Origin of the sequence: Caulobacter sp. D5 (assembly GCF_003185805.1) — a bacterium.
Classification (GTDB): Bacteria; Pseudomonadota; Alphaproteobacteria; order Caulobacterales; family Caulobacteraceae; genus Caulobacter.
On sequence record NZ_QHJY01000056.1, the window covers coordinates 1 to 19,948 of the forward strand.

Annotated in this window: 21 protein-coding genes and 1 pseudogene; 13 read left to right on the top strand and 9 right to left on the bottom strand. The window is 70.2% G+C overall.

Going from position 1 to position 19,948, the window contains the following annotated elements:
• The 3 genes and pseudogenes from DMC18_RS04360 to DMC18_RS04370 form a co-directional block, all read right to left on the bottom strand.
• Positions 1-659, bottom strand: a pseudogene (locus tag DMC18_RS04360) (histidine kinase); the annotation flags it as partial.
• A 322-nt stretch (positions 660-981) separates the two neighbouring features.
• Positions 982-2,487 carry a DEAD/DEAH box helicase gene (locus DMC18_RS04365; RefSeq protein WP_110132717.1) on the bottom strand — a complete coding sequence of 502 codons (1,506 nt, stop codon included), beginning with the start codon at positions 2,485-2,487 and terminating at the stop codon, positions 982-984.
• A gap of 548 nt (positions 2,488-3,035) precedes the next feature.
• A complete protein-coding gene (locus tag DMC18_RS04370) occupies positions 3,036-5,249 on the bottom strand; it encodes a bifunctional diguanylate cyclase/phosphodiesterase (RefSeq protein WP_110132718.1) in 2,214 nt (737 codons plus the stop codon).
• Positions 5,250-5,667: 418 nt separating this feature from the next.
• On the opposite strand from DMC18_RS04370, the gene DMC18_RS04375 reads away from it, so the two are divergent.
• The 7 genes from DMC18_RS04375 (at position 5,668) to DMC18_RS04405 (ending at position 11,179) form a co-directional block, all read left to right on the top strand.
• On the top strand, positions 5,668-6,564 hold the full coding sequence (locus DMC18_RS04375; RefSeq protein ID WP_110120179.1) for an EamA family transporter: 897 nt from the start codon (positions 5,668-5,670) through the stop codon (positions 6,562-6,564).
• A gap of 22 nt (positions 6,565-6,586) precedes the next feature.
• Entirely contained in the window at positions 6,587-6,994 is a 408-nt protein-coding gene (locus DMC18_RS04380; protein ID WP_158285858.1) for an OmpA family protein, read from the top strand.
• Between the two features lie 62 nt (positions 6,995-7,056).
• Positions 7,057-7,473, top strand: a complete 417-nt coding sequence (locus DMC18_RS04385) for a hypothetical protein (RefSeq protein WP_110120181.1) — start codon at positions 7,057-7,059, stop codon at positions 7,471-7,473.
• A gap of 69 nt (positions 7,474-7,542) precedes the next feature.
• A complete protein-coding gene (locus DMC18_RS04390) occupies positions 7,543-8,583 on the top strand; it encodes a beta-eliminating lyase-related protein (RefSeq protein WP_110120182.1) in 1,041 nt (346 codons plus the stop codon).
• 66 nt (positions 8,584-8,649) lie between these two features.
• Entirely contained in the window at positions 8,650-9,339 is a 690-nt protein-coding gene (locus tag DMC18_RS04395; RefSeq protein ID WP_110120183.1) for a hypothetical protein, read from the top strand.
• Positions 9,339-10,592: a M48 family metallopeptidase gene (locus DMC18_RS04400; protein WP_110120184.1), complete on the top strand. Its 1,254-nt coding sequence runs from the start codon at positions 9,339-9,341 to the stop codon at positions 10,590-10,592. The genes DMC18_RS04395 and DMC18_RS04400 overlap by 1 nt, the downstream gene beginning before the upstream one ends.
• A complete protein-coding gene (locus tag DMC18_RS04405) occupies positions 10,589-11,179 on the top strand; it encodes a hypothetical protein (protein ID WP_110120185.1) in 591 nt (196 codons plus the stop codon). The genes DMC18_RS04400 and DMC18_RS04405 overlap by 4 nt, the downstream gene beginning before the upstream one ends.
• A gap of 42 nt (positions 11,180-11,221) precedes the next feature.
• Here the strand turns inward: DMC18_RS04405 and DMC18_RS04410 are convergent, their stop codons facing one another.
• Together DMC18_RS04410 and DMC18_RS04415 are read right to left on the bottom strand one after the other, a co-directional pair.
• Entirely contained in the window at positions 11,222-11,854 is a 633-nt protein-coding gene (locus tag DMC18_RS04410; RefSeq protein WP_146217968.1) for a hypothetical protein, read from the bottom strand.
• A gap of 83 nt (positions 11,855-11,937) precedes the next feature.
• Entirely contained in the window at positions 11,938-12,273 is a 336-nt protein-coding gene (locus DMC18_RS04415; RefSeq protein ID WP_110120187.1) for a PRC-barrel domain-containing protein, read from the bottom strand.
• A gap of 86 nt (positions 12,274-12,359) precedes the next feature.
• Between DMC18_RS04415 and mutT the strand changes: the two genes are divergently transcribed.
• The gene (mutT, locus tag DMC18_RS04420) at positions 12,360-12,788 is read left to right on the top strand and encodes an 8-oxo-dGTP diphosphatase MutT (protein ID WP_110120188.1); all 429 of its coding nucleotides are present in this window, start codon (positions 12,360-12,362) and stop codon (positions 12,786-12,788) included.
• Positions 12,789-12,834: 46 nt separating this feature from the next.
• Complete coding sequence (locus tag DMC18_RS04425) at positions 12,835-14,238, top strand: glycoside hydrolase family 43 protein (RefSeq protein WP_233245257.1); 1,404 nt, start codon at positions 12,835-12,837, stop codon at positions 14,236-14,238.
• Positions 14,239-14,361: 123 nt separating this feature from the next.
• On the opposite strand, the gene DMC18_RS04430 is transcribed toward DMC18_RS04425, so the two are convergent.
• Entirely contained in the window at positions 14,362-15,273 is a 912-nt protein-coding gene (locus tag DMC18_RS04430) for a methyltransferase domain-containing protein (protein ID WP_110120189.1), read from the bottom strand.
• Between DMC18_RS04430 and DMC18_RS04435 the strand changes: the two genes are divergently transcribed.
• From DMC18_RS04435 to DMC18_RS04450, 4 genes are read left to right on the top strand one after another with little or no spacing between them, the layout of a single operon-like run.
• Positions 15,272-16,051, top strand: a complete 780-nt coding sequence (locus tag DMC18_RS04435; RefSeq protein ID WP_110132720.1) for a ComF family protein — start codon at positions 15,272-15,274, stop codon at positions 16,049-16,051. The two genes, DMC18_RS04430 and DMC18_RS04435, sit on opposite strands and share 2 nt — an antisense overlap.
• 29 nt (positions 16,052-16,080) lie before the next feature.
• Positions 16,081-16,335, top strand: coding sequence for a glutaredoxin 3 (gene grxC, locus DMC18_RS04440; RefSeq protein WP_110120192.1), 255 nt, complete (start codon positions 16,081-16,083; stop codon positions 16,333-16,335).
• Positions 16,332-17,156, top strand: a complete 825-nt coding sequence (locus DMC18_RS04445) for a carbon-nitrogen hydrolase family protein (protein WP_110120193.1) — start codon at positions 16,332-16,334, stop codon at positions 17,154-17,156. Before grxC ends, DMC18_RS04445 begins: the two co-directional genes overlap by 4 nt.
• Before the next feature lie 15 nt (positions 17,157-17,171).
• The gene (locus DMC18_RS04450) at positions 17,172-17,606 is read left to right on the top strand and encodes a DUF1178 family protein (RefSeq protein ID WP_110120194.1); all 435 of its coding nucleotides are present in this window, start codon (positions 17,172-17,174) and stop codon (positions 17,604-17,606) included.
• Here the strand turns inward: DMC18_RS04450 and DMC18_RS04455 are convergent.
• The 3 genes from DMC18_RS04455 to DMC18_RS04465 form a co-directional block, all read right to left on the bottom strand.
• Positions 17,599-18,873 (bottom strand): sodium:proton antiporter, encoded by a 1,275-nt coding sequence (locus tag DMC18_RS04455; protein ID WP_110132721.1) that lies wholly within the window; start codon positions 18,871-18,873, stop codon positions 17,599-17,601. The genes DMC18_RS04450 and DMC18_RS04455 overlap by 8 nt on opposite strands.
• A gap of 106 nt (positions 18,874-18,979) precedes the next feature.
• On the bottom strand, positions 18,980-19,291 hold the full coding sequence (locus DMC18_RS04460) for a glycine zipper 2TM domain-containing protein (RefSeq protein WP_110120195.1): 312 nt from the start codon (positions 19,289-19,291) through the stop codon (positions 18,980-18,982).
• A gap of 105 nt (positions 19,292-19,396) precedes the next feature.
• The coding region (locus DMC18_RS04465) for a glycine zipper 2TM domain-containing protein (RefSeq protein ID WP_146217969.1) at positions 19,397-19,948 on the bottom strand (552 nt) is incomplete at its 5' end.

The window sequence follows — 19,948 nt, forward strand, 5'->3', positions numbered from 1 at the left end:
CGGTCGCGGTCCTCGTCGTGGACGGCGGGGGTGAAGCGCTGGGCGGGCAGGCCCAGCGACGCGAAGGCCGGATCCACCTGGTGCAGTATGGCGTAGCGGGCGTCGCAATAGACCTTGTTGGCCTTGATGTCCCACTCCCAGGCGCCGACCCCGCCAGCCGCGCCCAGCGCCATGTTGTAGCGGGCCTGGGTGTCGCGCAGGGCCTTCTCGGTCTCGACCGCGCCGGTGACCTCGACGGCCGAGATCAGCACCCCGCCGACGCCGGTGGGGGCGGTGTCGTCGGGCACCGGGCTGTAGCTGACGGCGAAGTGGGCCAGGCGCGCCTCGCCGCCTTCGCGCTGCACCTGCAGGGGCATGCGCTCCAGGGCGTAGCCGCCGCTCTCGCCGCGCAGGATGTCCTGGTGGATGCCCAGCAGGGTGGCCCGGAACTCGTCGGAATGCTGGGTGAAGGGACGGCCCAGGGCGTCGGGGTGGCGCTCGCGCAGGGCCGGCGCATAGGCGTCGTTATAGACCAGGATGAACTCGGGACCCCAGCGCAGGGCCATGGGGAAATTGGTCGCCAGCAGCATGTCGACGGCCAGCTTCAGGCTGGGAGACCAGGTCTCGCGCGCGCCCAGCGACGTGCGCGACCAGTCGAACGCGCGAACGCGTTCGGCCATTTCGCCCCCGGCTAGACGCGTGAACGCAGGCAAGCTTCGCCCGTCGCCTTGCGGCATGGCGTCTGGTCCCTCCCACCGGCTCCCCTAAAGCCGGGTCCGGGCGAACAATGATCCGAGGGCCCAACGGGTTGCAAGGGTCGAGGGACCACCCTGCGCGCAAGCGTCGCAGTACGGAGCGGCCCAGGGTTGTGGTTTTCGTCGCGGGGGCGACCAGGCTCGACCTGAGGGGAGGCCGGAGCATGGCTCGAGGGACGGGCAGGCAAAGAAAAGGCCGCCTTCCCGGAGGAAGGCGGCCGATATCTTCAGGTCAGCTCGAGATCGATCAGTCGATCGGGCTCCAGCGGGTCTCGACCGTCTGGACGCCGCCGCCGCGCTTGGGGCCACGGAAATCGCCGCCCTGCTTGGCGCCGCCCTGGGCCTGCTGGCCGCCGCGACCTTGACCGCCCTGGCCCTGACCGCCGCGGCCGCCGTTACGACCGCCGCCGTTGCGGCCCTGGCCCTGGGCCTGACGACCTTCGCCGCCGCCCTGGCCGTCCCGTTGACCGCCGCCCTGGCCGCCCTTGCCTTGAGCGCCGTTACGGTTGCGCTTGCGGCGCAGTTCCGAGGGGACGTTGTTGCGCGGGTCGGCCTTGCGCGGGTCGACGTACTTCTCGGCCGGGGCCAGCTTGTCGGCGACGGCCGCGGCGGCCGCCAGGGCCTTGTCGTTGCGGCGGTCGAAGGACGGGATCTTCTGGCGGGTGGCCTTCTCGATGTCCTTCAGCAGGCTGCGCTCGTCGTCCGAGCAGAAGCTGATGGCGACGCCGTCCTTGCCCTTGCGGGCGGTGCGGCCGATCCGGTGGACATAGGCCTCCGGCACGTTGGGCAGCTCGTAGTTGAACACGTGGCTGATGTCGTTGACGTCGATGCCGCGGGCGGCGATGTCGGTCGCGACCAGGGCCTTGACCTCGCCGGCCTTGAAGGCGGCGAGAGCCCGCTCGCGCTGGCCTTGGGTCTTGTCGCCGTGGATCGAGGCGGCCTCGATGCCGGCGGCGGTCAGGTACTTGGCCACGCGGTCGGCGCCGCGCTTGGTGCGGGTGAAGACGATCGAGCGCTCGACGCTGCGGTCCGACAGCAGTTCGGCCAGCAGCGGGCGCTTGCGCTGGGCTTCGATGTAGATCAGCGACTGGTCGATGCGCTCGACCGTGGTGGCCTGCGGGGTGATCGACACCGAGGCCGGATCCTTCAGCAGCTCGCCGGCCAGCTTGCCGATCTCGCTGGGCATGGTGGCCGAGAAGAACAGGTTCTGGCGGTCCTTGGGCAGCTGGCTGGCGATCTTGCGGATCGGCACCACGAAGCCCAGGTCGAGCATCTGGTCGGCTTCGTCGAGCACGAAGATCTCGACGCCGCCGAGGGTGGCGCTCTTTTCGCCCAGGTGGTCCATCAGGCGGCCCGGGGTGGCGACGACGACGTCGACGCCGGCGGCCAGGGCGCGCATCTGCGGGCCGTACTTCACGCCGCCGAAGATGGTGGCGACCGAGAGGCCCAGGTGCGCGGCGTAGGCCTTGAAGTTGTCGGCGATCTGCGTCGCGAGCTCGCGGGTCGGGGAGAGGACCAGGCAGCGGAAGCCGCGGCGCGGGGCCGGACGGCGGTCCTCGGCCAGGCGGTGCAGGATCGGCAGGGCGAAGGCGGCGGTCTTGCCGGTGCCGGTCTGGGCGATGCCCAGCAGGTCGCGGCCCTTCATGACGACGGGGATGGCTTGCGCCTGGATCGGGGTGGGCTGGGTGTAGCCCTTGTCGGCCAGGGCCTTGAGGATCGGCTTGGCCAGGCCAAGGTCGGTGAATTGAGTCACTGCGGACGTATCTTTCGTACGGTCGCGAGACGGCGCGCGCGGTCCTCGCACGGCTCGCCTGGCGGCGGGTCGGTGGGGAGCGCCCCGCGTGATACGGGCGGTCTATGAGAAGCTTTCAGGGCGCTCGACAGGCTGAACCCGCTGGGGTCCGTCACGCGGCTGGAGCACCGATAGCGCCGGCTGGCGCGGGGCTCATATCGGATATTGCAGGTGCGAAGTCAAGGGCGGGCCAAGAAACGCAAGGGATTGCGGTGGTTTGGCGCGGGGCGGCCGGGAAGACGCTCCCCCTGAAGGGGGAGCTGTCGCCCCCGGGTCCGGCCATGGGCCGGCCCGAGGATAAACTCCGCGACTGAGGGGGAAGTGAGCCTCCCGCTCCAATCCGTAAAATCCCCGCGAAAGCGGGGACCCAGGCTTTTTCTGCCACCCGCCGCGCTCGACGATAAAACACCTGGGTCCCCGCTTTCGCGGGGATTTTACGGAGGAGGGGTGTTTCGAGCTCAGTCCCCCTCCGGCCCTCCGGGCCACCTCCCCCAGAGGGGGAGGATCTGTTAGGCGCGGCGTTCTTCGAGATGCTCCTCCGCTGGGGGAGCTGTCGGCGCAGCCGACTGAGGGGGCAGAGCCGAAAACGCCACCACCTCCGACAGTCCGCGCGGCGTGGCCGCCTCGACGCCCAGCAGGGCGGCGATCTCCAGCGCCGGCTTGGGACGGCTGATGAAGTAGCCCTGGATCTCGCCGCAGCCCTGGCGGCGCAGTTCGTGCAGCTGCTCCTCGGACTCCACGCCCTCGGCCGTGGTGGTGATGCCCAGGCTGGCGCCCAGGTCGAGCACGGCCTTGATGATCGCCAGGGCGTCGGCGTCGTCGAGGATGTCGCGCACGAAGGTCTGGTCGATCTTGATCTTGTCGAACGGGAAGCTGCGCAGATAGCTCAGCGAGCTGTAGCCCGTGCCGAAGTCGTCCATCGAGATGCGCACGCCCAGGGCTTTCAGGTCGTGCAGTATGGCGGTGTTCTGGGCGCTGTCCTGGAGGAGGACGCTCTCGGTGATCTCCAGCTCCAGGCGTTCGGCGGCCAGGCCCGAGGCGGCCAGGGCCTGGACGACGGTGGCGGCCAGGCGCCGGTCGCGGAACTGGGCGGGCGACAGGTTCACGGCCAGGCGCACGTGCTGGGGCCAGCGGGCGGCCTCGTCGCAGGCGGCGCGCAGCACCCAGTCGCCCAGGGCGCCGATCAGGCCGATCTCCTCGGCCAGCGGGATGAACTCGCCGGGCGAGACCATGCCGCGCTCGGGGTGGCGCCAGCGCAGCAGGGCTTCGCAGCCGGTGACGCGGTCGGCCTCGAGGTCGAACAGCGGCTGGTAGAACAGCTCGAACTGGCCCTCGGCCAGGGCGCGGCGCAGGTCCAGCTCCAGGGCCCGGCGGGCCTGCAGCTGCTCGTCCATGGCCCGCTCGAAGAAGTGGAAGGTGCCCTTGCCGTCGGCCTTGGCGCGGTAGAGGGCCATGTCGGCCTTCTTGAGCAGCTCGTCGCTGTCGAGGCCGTCGTCGGGCGAGACCGCCACGCCGACGCTGCCGCCGATCACCACCTGGTGGCCGCGCAGGTCGAACGGGGCCTCCAGGGCCTCGACGATGCGGGCGGCCAGGCGCGTGGCGCCGGTCAGGTCGTTGAGGCCGGTCTGAACCACGGCGAACTCGTCGCCGCCCAGGCGGGCCACGGTGTCGCCCTCGCGCACGCAGCCCCGCAGGCGCTCGGCGGCGGCCTTCAGCAGAGCGTCGCCGACCGGATGGCCCAGGGTGTCGTTGACCACCTTGAAGCGGTCCAGATCCACGCAGTGCACGGCCACCAGGTCCTCGCGCCGGGCGGCGCGGGCCAGGGCGTCCGACAGGTCCTTCTGGAACAGCAGGCGGTTGGGCAGCTCGGTCAGCGGGTCGTAGTGGGCCAGGCGGGCGATCTGGGCCTCGGCCCGCTTGCGCTCGGCGATGTCTTCCGAGATGCCCAGCAGGTATTCGGGACGGCCGTCGGCGTCGAGGATGGCGATCTTCTTGGTGCGCAGTATGGCGGTCGCGCCGTCCTTGCGCGGGATCAGGTCTTCCTCGATCACCTTGATGTCGCCCGAGCGGATCACCTCGGCGTCGCGGGCGTGATAGATCGCCGCCTGGATCGGATCGTAGAAGTCGTCGTCGGTGCGGCCGATCATCTCCTCGCGGCTATAGCCCAGGATCTTCTCGCCGGCCCGGTTGAGCAGGACGTAGCTCTGGTCGTCGGCCCGCTTGACGAACACCATCGAGGGAATGGACTCGACGACCGCGCTCATGAAGGTGCGGGCGCGCTCCTCGTCGGCTTTTGCTTCCGCGAGGGCGTGCAGGTTCTGGCGGTTGGTCTCGCTGGTGGCCTGCAAGAGGCCGATCACCGTGCCGACGCCCAGATAGCGGCCGCCGTCGGTGACGATGAAGCCGCGCAGCAGGTCGGACGCCCGATAGGACAGGCTGTCGCTGGTGAAGGCGGCCAGCTCGACGTCGGCCTCGACGACCAGCGGCTCCGAATCCATCAGCACCTCGATCGGCCGGTTGGCGTAGAGGGCCCGGCCGTACTCGGCCGCCATCCGCAGGAAGAAGGCGTTGCGCTCGACCAGCCCCACGGGCCGGTCGTCGGCGTCCAGCACCGGGACGATCAGGGTGTCCGGCTCCTCACGGAACCGTTCGTACAAGGTCTTGCCCAGGTCTTCCGCCCGCGCCGGGGCCAAGGAAGAAACCGTGTCGCGCAAGGTGAACATCGGAATACGCCCTCCACTCGCGAGGGGGAATGACCGTTTCACACCTAACGAGGTGCTAAACTTGACCGTGTGGGCTCCAGGTTTCGCGAAAACTTCATGGCGGTGTCACAGTGATTGCGGGCGCGTTTACTGTGAGATTGCGGGTTGAATATTCAGTGGTCGGACGATGCGGCGCGCGCCTTGTAGCGACCACGTACGCCTCATCCGTCAAATCCCCGCGAAGGCGGGGACCCAAGCTGACGTTCCGCTGCGAACCGGCTGTCCGGATGGAGCGCTGAATTCAGGCACGGTCGCCAGTTCGGCTTGGATCCCCGCCTTCGCGGGGATGCACGGAGAAAAAGGGGGCGCTTCTGGCCCAGCCGCCGGTTCCCTCGAGCATTTCCAAGGCCTAGTTAGGGGCCGTCCGAGGAGTGCCCCCATGCCCAGTTCCCTGCCGCTTCGCCATTTCCTTCTGGCCCTGGCGGTGGTGGCGGTGTGGGGCACGAACTTCGTGGTCATTCGCCAGGCGCTGAACCACCTGCCGCCTCTGACCTTCGCCACCCTGCGCTTCACCCTGGTGCTGCTGCCGCTGGTGTTCTTCGTCAAGAAGCCGGCGGTGTCGTGGCTCAACCTCGCCGGCTACGGCCTGCTGATCGGGGCTGGACAGTTTGGCCTGCTGTTCGTGGCCATGAAGGGCCACATCTCGCCGGGCCTGGCCTCGCTGATCCTCCAGACCCAGGTGTTCTTCACCATCGCCCTGGCCATGCAGATCAATCGCGAGCGGGTGCGGGGCTTCCAGATCGCGGCCCTGCTGCTGGCCATCGCCGGGATCACGATCATCGCCGTTCATGGCGGCGGCTCGGCCACGCCGCTGGGCGTGGCGCTGGGCCTGCTGGCGGCGCTCAGCTGGGGCTGCGGCAACATCGTCGCGCGCCAGGCCGGGCCGGTGAACATGCTGGGCTACGTGGTCTGGGCCAGCCTGTTCTCGATCCCGCCGCTGCTGGTCATGGCCCTGTGGCTGGAAGGCCTGCCGGCCATGGTCAAGGGCGTGACCGAAGCCGGCTTCGGCACCTGGCTGGCCGTCGCCTGGCAGGCGGTGGGCAACACCATGTTCGGCTACGGCGCCTGGGGCTGGCTGCTGGCCCGCCACCCGGCCGCGACCATCACGCCGATGGCCCTGCTGGTGCCGGTGTTCGGCATGAGCGCCTCGGCCCTGCTGTTGGGCGAGGGCCTGCCGGCCTGGAAGCTGCTGGCGGCGGGCCTGGTGCTGGCCGGCTTGGCGGTCAACATGCTGTGGCCTAAGATCCGGGCGCTGCGGGCGGCCCAGGTCGCCTGAGCGCGCGGCCTGAGGGGGCATGATGAAGCGGCGAGACGTTCTGGCCTTGGCGGCGGGTCTGTCCGGCCTTGCCGTGACCAGGGCCGCAGCCTCCTCCCGGCCCATCCCCTTCACCATCGTCTATTTCAAGCCCGGCGGGTATGAGATCGATCAGAGGAGTGTCGAGGACATCCCCAAGCTGGCCGCCAGGATGCTCGATCCGGCCGAGGGGAGTTTCGGCGGGCGGGTCTCGGTCAAGGGCCATGCCGACGGCGTCGAGCTGGAGGCCGGGCTGAAGCGGCTGGCCCTCAACCGCGCCCAGGTGGTGGTCGAGACGCTGGTGGCCGCCGGCGTGCCGCGCCGACGGTTCTTCATCGAGGCCGCGGCCGAGCCGATGTATCCGAACGACAAGGCCGACCAGCGCAACTGCATGGCGATGGTCGCCTGGTAGCGCGACGCCGACTTGACGTCAGGTTGTGCGCGCCCGACCTTCACCGTGAAGGGGAGGGACGCATGCAGCGACGGACATTCATCATCGGCGCGACCGGCCTTGTCGCGGCGCCGGCGATCGCGGCGGCCGAAACGGGCTGGAGCAAGCCGTTCCCTGTCCATTTCAAGCCGGGGCGGGGCGATTCCGAGGGCATGGACTGGAAGGATATCCAGGCCGCCCTCCACGCGTTCCAGAGCCGCCCCAACCCGCGCAACGGCGATTCCGTCCGCGTCGCCGGCCACATCGACGAGGCCGAGCGGCTGCAGGGCTTCAGGGATCTGGCGCTGCAGCGGGCGCAGTTCGTCGCCCAGGCGTTCGGCGAGCTCGACAAGGCGCCGGGGCGGGCGAGGCCGCGGCGGGGCGTGGGCCTGGTGGTCGATGTCGCCGGCCCCTCGGCCGACAATCGCGTCGCCCTGGTCTCCTGGCGCGTCAAGGCTTGAGAAGACCGGCCTTGAAAAGGCGACGCCGCCCCGGCATCGAGGCGGCGTACCTTTCCTGAGTGATCGCCCATGACCGCCGCCCGCTACGACTTCGCTTCCGACAACGTCGCCGGGGCCATGCCCGAGGTGATGGAGGCGCTGGTCGCCGCCAACGCCGGCACGGCGTCGGGTTATGGGACCGACCATGTCAGCCAGGCGGCCGGCGACCGCATCCGCGCGGCGCTCGACGCCGACGCCGAGGTCAAGTTCATGCCGTCGGGGACGGCGGCCAACGCCTTCGCCCTGACCCTGCTGGCCTCGCCGCACGAGGCGGTGCTGGCCCACGAGCACGCCCACATCTGCACCGACGAGACCGGCGCGCCGGGCTTCTTCGGCCAGGGCGTGGGGCTGATCGGTCTGCCGGGGGCGTCGGGCAAGATCGATCCGGCGGCGCTGGAGGCGGCCCTGGCCCAGCCCGACGTCTCCTACCGCCAGCCGGCCGCGGCCCTGTCGCTGACCACGGCCACCGAATACGGCACGGTCTATTCGGAAGCGGCGCTGAAGGCCCTGGTCGATCCGGTCAAGGCCAAGGGCTATGGCGTGCACCTGGACGGCGCGCGGCTGGCCAACGCCGTGGCGGCGGGCTTCGACCTGAAGGCCGTCAAGCGCCTGGGCGTCGACATCCTGGTCATGGGCGGGACCAAGGCCGGCTCGACCCCGACCGAGGCGGTGGTGTTCCTGAACCCCGACCATCGCCGGCGCCTGGACGCGCGGATCAAGCACGCCGGCCAGCTGGTCTCCAAGGGCCGGTTCCTGGCCGCGCCGTGGCTCGGTTTGCTGGACGAGACCGGCGGGACCGGCCCCTGGGCGGCCCGCGCGGCGCACGCCAACGCCATGGCGCAAAAGCTGGCGGCGCTGATGCCCTATCCGATCCTGCACCCGGTGGAGGCCAACGGCCTGTTCGTCGACATGAGCGACGCGGCGCTGGACCGGCTGCGTGGCGAGGGCTGGTTCGTCTACCGCTTCCTGGACGGTTCGGCCCGCTTCATGTGCTCGTGGGCCACCACCTCTGAGATGGTGGAGCAGCTGGGCGCCGCTCTCGCCAAGATTGCTCTCGACGAGCCCGCATAGCAGCGCTATGCGTGCGAGGGACTGTTTCGGGGTTGAATCAGTCGGGGGCATATCTGGGGGCTCACCGTGTCCGTTTTCCGTAGCGTCGCCGTCACGGCGTGCCTGTTTCTGGCCGCCTGCACCACGACCAACACCCGTCTCGCCGACAAGTCGCCGACCAAGCCGGCGGCCGGCGCCAAGATCCTGATCGTCCAGCCGGACATCGAGCTTGGCCTGCTGACCGTCACCGGCATCCAGGAGGCGCGCGCCGACTGGTCGAGCCAGGCGAGGGGCAACATCAAGCGCGAACTGGAAGAGGCTGCGACGGCCAAGTCGCACGTCTTCCGCTCGCTGGATCCGACCTCCGTCGAGGACCCGCGCGCCCTGCAGCTGCTGCGCCTGCACGAGGCCGTCGGCAACTCGATCCGGGGCTTCAACTACGGCCTCTATTCGCTGCCGACCAAGAAGAGCTTCGACTGGACGCTGGGGAACGGCACCCAGACCCTGGCCCAGGCCTATGACGCCGACTACGCCCTGTTCACCTACGGCCGGGGCGCCTATTCGAGCGGCGGTCGCAAGGCGGCCATGGTCGGCGCGGCCCTGCTGGGCGTCAGCATGCCGATGGCCCAGCAATACGCCTTCACCTCGCTGGTCGATCTGAAGACCGGCAAGGTGGTGTGGTTCAACGTGGCCGTGGCCGGCACGGACTCCGACATGCGCTCGCCCGAGGGCGCGGAGACCTTCGCCAAGGCCCTGCTGAAGGACGCGCCGCTCTGATGCCCCGCGTCCTTCGCCCCAGGGCGAAGGGCCTGGCCCTGCTGGCCGCCGCCGTCCTGGCGGTCGCGCCGGCGGGCGCCCAACCCCGCGCCCCGCACCTGCGCCCGACCGACACCTCCGACGAGGGCGGCATCTGGGCGCTGTCCGAAAAGGCCGAGCTGGCGGCCCGCCAGTCGGTCGAGCGCAACCGCGACCCGGCGCTGAACGCCTATGTCACCGGCGTCGTCGCCAAGCTGGCGCCCGAGTACCAGGGCGACATCCGCGTCTATGTGATGGACCGGCCGTTCTTCAACGCCCAGATGGCCCCCAACGGCTACGGCGAGGTGTGGTCGGGCCTGCTGCTGCGGGTGCAGAGCGAGGACGAACTGGCCTTCGTGCTGGGCCACGAGGTCGGCCACTTCGCCGAGAACCACTCGATCGAGGCCTACCGGACGCTGAAGGCCAGGCTGGGCGCGACCATGGCCGTGCAGTTCGCCGTGGCGGCGGTGGCCATGGGGGCGGCGGTCAACGCCGGCTCGGCCCAGGGCGCCAACGACATCATGCGCGCGGCCGGGGCGCTGAACGACCTGCTCTATCTGGGCCAGTTGGCCGCCTATTTCGGCTATTCGCGCGAGAACGAGGTCGAGGCCGACGGCCTGGGCTTCAAGCGGGCCGTGGCCGCCGGCTACGACCCGGCCGCAGGGGCGAGCCTGTGGCGCTCGCTGATCGCCGAGACCGGATCGTCGAGCTTCAAGCGCGTGCGCGACCAGGAAGCCCGGGCCAACATCTTCAGCACCCACCCGGTCAGCAGCGAGCGGGTCAAGGCGCTGGACGACCTGGCCGCCAAGACGCCGACCAAGGCCTCCACCGCCGACCGAAAGGCCTATCGCGCCGTCATCCGCCCGCACCTGGCCGCCTGGCTGAAGGATGATCTGCGCCGGCGCGACTACGGCCAGAGCCTGGCCCTGATCGACCGCCTGGCGGCCGAGGGCGAGGACCAGGGCCTGCTGACCTTCTATCGCGCCGAGGCCTATCGCCAGCGGCGCGGCGAGGGTGATCTGGAGCTGGCCCGCAAGGCCTACGCCCAGGCCGGGACCTATCCCGACGCCCCGGTCGCCACCTGGCGCACCCTGGGCGACCTGACCCTGCAGGCCGGCGACCGCCCGGGCGCCAAGGCCGCCTACGAAACCTATCTCGCCCGCGCCCCCCAGGCGCAGGACCGCTGGCTGGTCGAGGCCAGCCTCAAGAAACTCTCCGAAGGAAGCGCGACATGATCCGCACCAACGTCGTTCGCCTGCTGGCGCCTTGCGCGCTGCTCATGAGCCTGTCGGCCTGCGTCAGCGTCACCTCGGCCCCGGCCGGCCCCTACAAGATCGGCACGGCCACCGTGACTCTCGGCCACGAGTGGTCGGACATCAGCGCCATCATGTTCGCCCGCCCGGCCAAGGTGCGCCTGCTGTCGATGGACGGCCCGCTGCTCAACCGCCTCTACGTGACCGACGGCCTCGCCCCCGGCGAGTTCATGGTCAAGCCGACCGCCAAGGAGCGCCCGACCCCGACCTATCGCGCCGGCATGGCCCCGACCGAGCTGGTGGAGTTCGTCACCGACAGCGTCGCGGCCCTCGATTACCAGCGCGTCGAGACCGACAACCTGCGCCCGGCCAAGGTGGGCTCGGCCGACGGCCTGCGCTTCGACCTCAAGGCCAAGACCAAGGAAGGCCTCGACATCTCGGGCGCGGCCCAGGTGGCCGACGTGAACGGCAAGCTCTACGTCGTGCTGTTCCTGGCCCCCAGCGAGCACTACTTCGCCGCCGAACTGCCGGAAGTGGAGACAGTGCTGGGCTCGGTGAAAGTGGGCTGATCACCGGGGGGGGCGGCGGCTCACCTCAAGCCGCCTTCTGCTTCACGGCCTGAGCGTGGCGGTCCAGCCGAGGTGGTCGAGCGCGGCCTCGGCGAGCGCCGCCCCGCGTTTGCGCTGATCGTCCATCACTTCCAGCAGCGCCGAGAGTTCGACCGGAGTCAGTCCGCTCGTTGCGATGCTCTCTCTCGGGCCGCTTCTCTGCGCGTTTCTGAACCGGCGGGGACCTTCCTTGCCGAGTCTGTCTGCCGCGTCACGCAGCGCCGAGTGGAAGTTCGAGGTGGACGGGTCGGCATTGTCGACGCCATTGCGTTGCAGGGCGTTCATCCAGGCGAGGGTCTCGCCTTCCCATGTGTCGGTGGTCGCGATCGGAATTTTCGCCGGTATCGACCCCGCGTTCCTTAGCCGCTCATGGACGGTTTCCACGACGCCCAGGGCGAACCCGATGAGCGGAAACTGCGCCTGCGGCGAGCGCTCGACGAGATCGTCGTTCAGGTCCCAGCGCATGGCGTTGTAGTCGGTGTAGCCCGCATAGCCGGTCGGTTGCCCGGCGTGGTATTCGAAGGCGGGCGACGGCTTTGCAGGAGCCACGGTCGGGCCTTCAAGCTGCGGCGGGCCAGATCCCGGCTTGCCGGCCTTGCGCAAGCCGAAACGCCCAAGAAGGCTCCAACCGCTCATGTCCGCTTCCCCAGGTCCGTCGGGCGGGGAGGTTAGCGATCACCACCTTAAGGCGAAGTTTCGATCCGCGCGGACGCCTGCCTTCACCCCTCGAAATACCGTTCCACCTGCTCGGCCCAGCCGTGGGAGGGCTTGGCCAGCTGGTCGCGGTCGTAGGCGGGGCTGTCCTTGAAGCGGTCCTTGGTGATCTCGACGGCATAGGCCTCGGCCTTGTCGTCGAAGGTCAGCACGCGCCAGGGCAGGGGATGGTACTTGCCGCCGGTGAACAGGCCCGAGGGCTCGACGGCGACATAGCGGCCGATGCCGGCGTCGCGGTCGACGAACACCTCGCGGATGACGCCCAGCTTGTGGCCCTTGGGGTCGGTGACCGGCGTGCCGATAAGGTCGCCGCTCTTCACCAGACGATCGTCGACGGCCATGGGGTTTCTCCTTTGAAGCTCCCTTTGGCAACGCCTGTCGCGTCGGGGGAGTTGCCAGCGCTGGCAAAGCCCGCGATGGATCGGGCATGAGCACGCCTGTCGCCCCGCCTACCGACCGCCCCATCGTCCTGGTCGCCGCCGCCGCCCTGATCGACGTCGACGGGCGGGTGCTGATCTGCCAGCGCCCCGAGGGCAAGTCGCTGGCCGGCCTCTGGGAGTTTCCCGGCGGCAAGGTCGAGAAGGGCGAGACGCCCGAGCAGTGCCTGATCCGCGAGATGCACGAGGAGCTGGGGATCACGGTCGCCCAGGCGTGCCTGGCGCCCTTCGTCTTCGCCTCGCACACCTACGAGACCTTCCACCTGCTGATGCCGCTCTATCTGCTGCGGCGCTGGGAGGGGACGGTGACGGCGCAGGAGCACAAGGCCCTGGCCTGGGTGAAGCCGGCCCAGCTGTCGGACTACGACATGCCGCCGGCCGATCTTCCGCTGGTCGCCTGGCTGCGGGATGTGCTTTAACTCAGACAAATAGCGCGAAGGCGCGAAACGTCCGAGGAAACGAGCGGTGACTTTCGACTTGCAGCCTTCGCGGCGCGTGATGTTGGCGGGGGCCGGGGCCCTGACCGTTTCTGGAGGCGCGCTCGCCGCGCCCGCCACGGCCGGGCCGCTGCTCAATCCCGTCGTCCGCCAGCGGGCCGACGCCCAGGTCTTCAAGCATACGGACGGCTTCTACTACCTGACCGGGTCCGTGCCCGAGTACGATCGGCTGATCATCCGCCGGTCGCGCACCCTGGCGGGGCTGGCCACGGCGCAAGAGGCGGTGATCTGGCGCAGGCCCAAGGAAGGCAAGCTGGGCGGCTATATCTGGGCGCCCGAACTGCACTGGCTCGACGGCGCCTGGCACATGTACTTCGCGGCCGGCGACGCGGGCGAGCCGTTCCATATCCGCACCTATGTGCTGCGCTGCCAGGACCGCGACGCCCTGTCGGGACGCTGGAGCCTGCTGGGCCAGTTGCAGACCCCGTGGGACACCTTCACGCTCGACTCCACGGTCTTCAGCCACAAGGGCGTGCGCTACATCTGCTGGGCGCAGGCCGAGCCGGGCATCAAGACCAACAGCAACCTCTACCTGGCCCCGCTGGCCACGCCCACGACCCTGGCCCGGCCGCCGGTTCGCCTGACCGTGCCGACGCTGGACTGGGAGACCCGCGGCTACAAGGTGGCCGAGGCGCCCGCCGCCCTGATCCGCAACGGCCGCGTGTTCATCGCCTATTCGGCCAGCGCCACCGACGACCGCTACTGCCTGGGCCTGCTGACCGCCGACGCGGACGCCGACCTGATGGCCGAGGCCTCGTGGAGCAAGTCACCGGTCCCGGTGTTCGTCTCGTCGGAAGAGACCAGGGTCTGGGGGCCTGGCCACAACTCGTTCACGGCGGACGAGCAGGGCCGCGACGTCCTGGTGTTCCACGGCCGCGACTACAAGGCGATCAAGGGCAATCCGTTGTTCGACCCCAACCGCCACACGCGGGTGCAGCGGCTCTACTACAAGCCCGACGGGACGCCGGACTTCGGCGTGCCGGCCGGGGCGGGCGAGATCCCGGACCGCTTCTCGCCGCTCGATCGGCCGGGGGCGTTCCTGCGCTATGAGGGCGAGGTGCTGAGCGTGGGCGAGGGGGCGCTGGCGACGACCCAGTTGCGCCAGAAGGCGGGGCCGGGCGGCCAGGTGACGCTGGAGCCGATCCTGCAGCCGGGTCATGTGGTGCGCGTGGTTGGTGGGAAGGTGACGATCGGCGAGGCTGGGCCGGGCGACAAGGCCGCCGTCTTCAGGCGCGTGAAGGGCCTGGCTGGCAAGGGCGTGTCGTTCCGGGCGCTGGACGGTGGGTATCTGGCTCACCGCGACGGGGCGGTAGTGGTGGCGCCGGCCAAGGACGCCAAGGCTCGTGCGGCGGCGACCTGGCTTGTGAGCTGAGGGCTGGGGTAGACCCCCTCAGTCGCTCCGCGACAGCTCCCCCAGAGGGGGAGCATCTGCTGAACTAGATCCTCCCCCCTCTGGGGGAGGTGGCCCGGAGGGCCGGAGGGGGTCTTCGCCGCCTCAGCCCGCCTTGTCCCCCGCGGGCTGCTCCTTCACCCCCAGCGCATCGGCCAGCCGCATCTTCGCGGACCCCGGCCGCAGGGGCTTCTGCTGGCTGGCGTGCGGCGCCCAGCCCGTCGCCGTGACGATCTCGAAGGTCGCCGGCACGCGGCCGTCGGCTTCGGCGAAGCGCTGCTGGTAGATCTCCAGGGCGCGGAACAGCACCTTGCGGCTCAGGGGCTTGCGCGAGCGGTCGAGCAGCACGCTGGTCTCGCCCATGCGGCGCAGGTCCTGCAGCAGGGCGATCGGGTGGCCATAGCGCACCTTCACGCGGTCGACGTCGGCCACCGGCAGGGTGAAGCCGGCGCGTTGCAGCAGGCCCGCCGCGTCCACCGTGTCGGCGAAGGGCGAGACGCGCATCGAGACGCCGCCGGCGATCTCGTCCTCGGCCGCCATCAGTGACTGGCGAAGCTCCGTCAGGGTGGCCCCGCCGAACAGGGCGCCGATGAACAGGCCGTCGGGCCGCAGGGCGCGGCGGATCTGGATCAGGGCGCCGACGAGGTCGTTGGTCCAGTGCAGGGCCAGGGTCGAGACGACGAGATCGAGCGTCTCGTCGCCGAACGGCAGGCGCTCCTCGTCGGCGACCACCGTGGGGCCGCCGCGACCGGCCAGCATGCGGGCCGAAAGATCGGTGTCGATCAGCAGGCCGATCTTGGCGGCGGCGTCGCTTTCCGACAGCGCCTGGCGGAAAGCGCCGTCTCGGCTTCCGAGATCGACGGCGACCGGAAACTCCCGCAGGATCGCCTCCAGCCGCATGACCGCGTCACCGGCGGCGCGCGCCTTCAGGAAGCCGGCCTGGCCGAAATGGGGCGCGGCGCGGTCGAGGCGGGCTCGGAGAAGGTCGCGGTCGAAGAGGAGGGGCGAACTGGTCATGCGGGCGGAACATGGCGATTTCCTTGCGCAATGGAAACCCGGGCCGCGCCTGACCGGTATCGGAAGAGGCCTGCTCGACCTGATCCTGCCGCCGCGCGCCTTCGACGGCGAGCCGGCCTTGACCTCCGGACTGTCGGCCGGGGCCTGGAGCCGCATCGTCTTTCTGGACGGGCCGGTCTGCGACGGCTGCGGCGCGCCGTTCCCGTTCGACCAGGGCGAGCCGCTGTGCGCGCTTTGCCTGGCGAGACCGCGAACCTTCGCGCGGGCCAGGGCCGCCTGCCTCTATGACGAACACTCGCGGGATTTGATCCTGAAGCTGAAGCACGCCGACCGCACGGACCTGTCGGGCCTGTTCGCCCGCTGGATCTCGCGCGCCGCGCCCGACCTGCTGGACGAGGCCGATGCGGTGGTTCCCGTGCCGATGCACCGCGCGAGGCTTCTGCGCCGCCGCTACAATCAGGCCGCCGAGATCGCCCGGCCGCTGGCCCGCGCGGCCGGGCGGCCCTATCTGGCCGACGCCCTGGTGCGCAAGCGAGACACCGTCAGCCAGGGCGGCAAGTCGGCCGACGGCCGCCGCCGCAACGTCGCCGCCGCCTTCGCCGTGCCCGATCGCAGGCGGCCGCTGGTCGAGGGAAAACGGGTGCTTTTGGTCGACGACGTGCTGACCACCGGGGCCACGGCCGAGGGCTGCGCGCGGGCGCTGCTGGCGGCCGGAGCCTCGGCTGTCGACCTGACTGTCGTCGCGCGCGTTACAGAAATGCGAACCCGTCCTATATGAGGGCTGGAATCCGAGCTTTTGGAACCGACATGGCCAAGGTCACCATCTACACCCGTCCCTTCTGCGGCTACTGCGCCCGCGCCCTGAAGCTGCTCAACGACAAGGGCGCCGACTTCTCCGAGATCGAAGCGGGCATGGATCCCAAGCTGCGCCAGGAGATGATCGACCGCTCTGGCCGCGCCACCTTCCCGCAGATCTTCGTCGGCGAGCAGCACATCGGCGGCTGCGACGACATGATGGCGCTGGAGCGCGAGGGCAAGCTCGACCCGCTGCTGGCCGCATGACCACGGTTCGGGTCGGCCTCGTCCAGACGCGTACGCCGGCCACCCAGGCCGCCGCGCTCGAGCATGTCGCGCCTCTGGTGCGGCAGGCCGCCGAGGCGGGCGCTGCGTTCATCCTGACGCCCGAGGGCGTCAACGTGCTGCAGAAGGACAAGGAGAAGCTGCTGCCGACCCTCGTCCCGCTGGAGGACGACGTGGTGGTGCGCGGCTTGCAGGCCCTGGCGCGGGAATACGGCGTCTGGGTCGATGTCGGCTCGGCCCTGGTGCTGCGCGAGGACGGCAAGGCCGCGAACCGTCAGGCCGTGATCGACCCGAGCGGCGCGATCGTCGCCACCTACGACAAGCTGCACATGTTCGACGTGCAGCTGCCCACTGGTGAGACAGCGCGGGAATCGGCCGTCTACACCCCCGGCGAGCGGGCGGTGGTGGTCGATACGCCTCTGGGCCCGACCGGCCTGACCATCTGCTACGACATGCGCTTTCCGGCCCTGCACCGGGCCCTGGCGCTGGCGGGGGCCAAGGTGATCACCGCTCCGGCGGCCTTTACCCGTCCGACCGGCGAGGCGCACTGGGACATCCTGCTGCGCGCCCGGGCCATCGAGACCGGCTCGTTCGTCATCGCGGCCGCCCAGGGCGGTTTCCACGAGGACGGGCGCGGCACCTGGGGCCGCTCGATCGCCATCGGTCCGTGGGGCGAGGTGATCGGCAAGCTTGACCACGACGAGCCGGGCGTGCTGATCGCCGATCTCGACCTGGCGGCCGCCGACAAGGCGCGCGCGGCTATCCCGGTCCTGACCAACGCCCGCGACTTCGTCGGGCCGTGAGCCCATACTGACGTCATGATCAAGTACGCCCTCGCCTGCGATCACGAACATGAGTTCGAAGGCTGGTTCGGCTCGTCGGGCGACTATGACGACCAGGCCGCCCGTGGCCTCGTCGAGTGCCCGGTGTGCGGCTCGACCGGCGTGCGCAAGCAGATCATGGCCCCCGCCATCGCCGGCACGAAGGCCCAGCGTTCCTCGCCCGAGCCGGATGCGAAGATGCGCGAGATGATGATGACCGCCATGAGCGAGGTCCGCCGCGAGGTCGAGGAGAACTTCGACTATGTCGGCGACCGCTTCGCCAAGGAGGCCCGCGACATCCACGAGGGCAAGTCCGAGGAACGCGGCATCTATGGCGAGGCCTCGCCCAAGGAGGTGAAGGCCCTGCTGGAGGACGGCGTGAAAGTCGCCGCCCTGCCGCCCGCGCCGCCGAAGAAGACGCAGGTCAACTAGGCTCGCCGCGCTCCCTGGGGCTCATGAGGCCGGCGCCGCGCCGCCAGTCGTCGATGCGGCGCATCAGCGGCGTGGCGGTCGCGCCGTGGATCAGGATCGAGCCCAGCACGACGAAGCCGGTGATCGCCCAGAGCCGCGACCAGTCGTCGAACGGTCCGTGGTTGAGGGCCCAGGCCAGGTAGTAGAACGAGCCGATCCCGCGGATCCCGAAGAACGAGACGATCGCCCGCTCGCGGCGCGAATGCGGCGCCCACAGCAGGCCGATCCAGCCGGCCAGCGGCCGCACGACAAGCAGCAGCGCCAGGCCCAGGCCCGCGTCCTTCCAGGTCAGGGGCGCCAGCAGCCCGCCGCCGATCGCGCCGCCCAGCATGACCAGGACCAGCATCATCAGCAGGCGCTCCACCTGCTCGGCGAAGTCGTGCATGGCCTCGTGGAATTCGTGGTCGCGCTCGGTGGCCCGCAGCGCCAGGGCGGCGATGAACACGGCGAGAAAGCCGTAGCCGTGGGCCGCTTCGGCCACGGCATAGGCGAACAGGGTCGCCCCCAGCGCCACCAGGCCGTCGCCCGTGCCGGAGAGGCGCGCGCGCGGGGCCTTGAAGGTGATCCAGCCCAGGGCCTTGCCGACCGCCCAGCCCACGGCGATCCCGGCCGCGATCCGCCAGGCGACGTCGACGGCCAGCCAGTGGCCCAGGCGCTCGGCCGACAGAAAGCCGCCGCCCGCCGCCGCGGCCACGGCCAGGTGCACGAACGGAAAGGCGAAGCCGTCGTTGAGCCCCGCCTCGGAGGTCAGGGCGAAGCGCGCCTCGCCGTCCTCGCCCGACCGCGGCGGCCCGACCTGCACGTCGGAAGCCAGCACCGGGTCGGTCGGGGCCAGGGCCGCGCCGAGCAGTAGCGCCGAGGCCAGGCCGAGGCCCAGGCCATAGACGCCGATCAGCGTCACCCCGGCGATGGTCAGGGGCATGGTGATTGCGATCAGCCGCCAGGACGAGCTCCAGGCCTTCCAGCCGAGGCGGCGGTCGATCTTCAGCCCCGCGCCCATCAGCGAGACCAGCACGACCAGTTCGGTCAGCCGCTCGGTCAGGGTGGAAAAGCGCAGGGGATCGGGCCGGAACGGCAGGCCGCCGGCGTGGAACACCACGACGCCGATGGCGACGCAGAGAATGGCCAGCGACAGGGGCAGGTTGCGCAGCGCCATCGGCAGCCAGGCGACCAGCAGCACGATCACGCCGACGCCGAGGAGAAACAGGATGTAGGGGTCTAGCGCCATCGTATTCCAACGCGCCTTGGGGCGAAGTGAAACGAAAAAGGGCCCGTCCTCGCGAACGGGCCCCTCGACCTTTCGAAGCGGCTTTCCGCCGCCCGTCGCTTCCGGCTTAGCGGTAGCGGTACTCGTAGTGGCAGTTCTTCTTGGAATTGTGCTTGGCGATCTGGTTGCCGGCGACCGCGCCGACCACGCCGCCGAGGATCGCGCCCTCGGTCTTGGCGCCGTTGCCGGCCACGGCCGCGCCGAGCGCGCCGCCGCTGAGGCCGCCGATCACGGTGCCCTTGTTGCGCGCCTTCTTGGTGCTCTTGCAGACCAGCACGCGCTCGCGGCGCTGCTGGGCCTCGGCGACGGTGACCGCGACGGTGGAGGCGGTGAAGGCCAGGCTCACCGCGACGATCAGGGTTTTCATTTGGGCGCGCATGGCGACCTCCGTTGAGAGTGTTGTTCTATGTCCCTTGCGGGGAATAACGCCGAAGCTCCGCGTCGGTTCTATGTCGAGAGCCCGACGCGGGAACTCAGGCGTGGATCAGCCGTCGACGCGGTAGCGGCCGTCGCTGTCGGGACAGACGCGGACGTAGCGGCTTTCGGTGCGGCCCTGGTATTCGGTCGGGGCCTGCACGAGGCGGCACTTGCGCTCGTTGTAGCGGTTCCATTCCGAGTAGCCGCCGGCCCGGTCGCGATAGTCGGCGCTTTCGCGGTAGGGCACGGTGTCGTCGTAGGACCAGTACTGGCCGCGGCTGTCGCAACGGGCCTTGGCGGCCGAGTTGCCGATGGCCGCGCCCGCGCCGGCGCCGACCACGGCCCCCAGCACCGCGCCTTCGGTCTTGGCGTTGCGGGCCGCGACATTGGAGCCGATCACCGCCCCGGCCAGGGCGCCGATCACCCCGCCGGCCGTGGCGTTGCGCCTGGCGTCGTCACGGCACGGGTCGCTGTAGCTGCCGCCCGAGGGCCTGGTGTTGTCGCCATAGACGGGCGGCGGATTGCCCGCGTAGGGGTCGGTCTCGTAGCGGTCGCCAGCGTCCGGATAGCGGCGGTCATAGGATCCGCGGCCGTAGCGGCGGTCGTAGTCGTCGCGGGC

Coding starts and splice junctions, on each gene's coding strand:
- DMC18_RS04370 (WP_110132718.1), bottom strand. CDS start 5,249: ATGTTCACCTTGCGCGACACGGTTTCTTCCTTGGCCCCGGCGCGGGCG.
- DMC18_RS04375 (WP_110120179.1), top strand. CDS start 5,668: ATGCCCAGTTCCCTGCCGCTTCGCCATTTCCTTCTGGCCCTGGCGGTG.
- DMC18_RS04380 (WP_158285858.1), top strand. CDS start 6,587: ATGAAGCGGCGAGACGTTCTGGCCTTGGCGGCGGGTCTGTCCGGCCTT.
- DMC18_RS04385 (WP_110120181.1), top strand. CDS start 7,057: ATGCAGCGACGGACATTCATCATCGGCGCGACCGGCCTTGTCGCGGCG.
- DMC18_RS04390 (WP_110120182.1), top strand. CDS start 7,543: ATGACCGCCGCCCGCTACGACTTCGCTTCCGACAACGTCGCCGGGGCC.
- DMC18_RS04400 (WP_110120184.1), top strand. CDS start 9,339: ATGCCCCGCGTCCTTCGCCCCAGGGCGAAGGGCCTGGCCCTGCTGGCC.
- DMC18_RS04405 (WP_110120185.1), top strand. CDS start 10,589: ATGATCCGCACCAACGTCGTTCGCCTGCTGGCGCCTTGCGCGCTGCTC.
- DMC18_RS04410 (WP_146217968.1), bottom strand. CDS start 11,854: ATGAGCGGTTGGAGCCTTCTTGGGCGTTTCGGCTTGCGCAAGGCCGGC.
- DMC18_RS04415 (WP_110120187.1), bottom strand. CDS start 12,273: ATGGCCGTCGACGATCGTCTGGTGAAGAGCGGCGACCTTATCGGCACG.
- mutT (WP_110120188.1), top strand. CDS start 12,360: ATGAGCACGCCTGTCGCCCCGCCTACCGACCGCCCCATCGTCCTGGTC.
- DMC18_RS04435 (WP_110132720.1), top strand. CDS start 15,272: ATGCGGGCGGAACATGGCGATTTCCTTGCGCAATGGAAACCCGGGCCG.
- DMC18_RS04430 (WP_110120189.1), bottom strand. CDS start 15,273: ATGACCAGTTCGCCCCTCCTCTTCGACCGCGACCTTCTCCGAGCCCGC.
- grxC (WP_110120192.1), top strand. CDS start 16,081: ATGGCCAAGGTCACCATCTACACCCGTCCCTTCTGCGGCTACTGCGCC.
- DMC18_RS04445 (WP_110120193.1), top strand. CDS start 16,332: ATGACCACGGTTCGGGTCGGCCTCGTCCAGACGCGTACGCCGGCCACC.
- DMC18_RS04450 (WP_110120194.1), top strand. CDS start 17,172: ATGATCAAGTACGCCCTCGCCTGCGATCACGAACATGAGTTCGAAGGC.
- DMC18_RS04455 (WP_110132721.1), bottom strand. CDS start 18,873: ATGGCGCTAGACCCCTACATCCTGTTTCTCCTCGGCGTCGGCGTGATC.
- DMC18_RS04460 (WP_110120195.1), bottom strand. CDS start 19,291: ATGCGCGCCCAAATGAAAACCCTGATCGTCGCGGTGAGCCTGGCCTTC.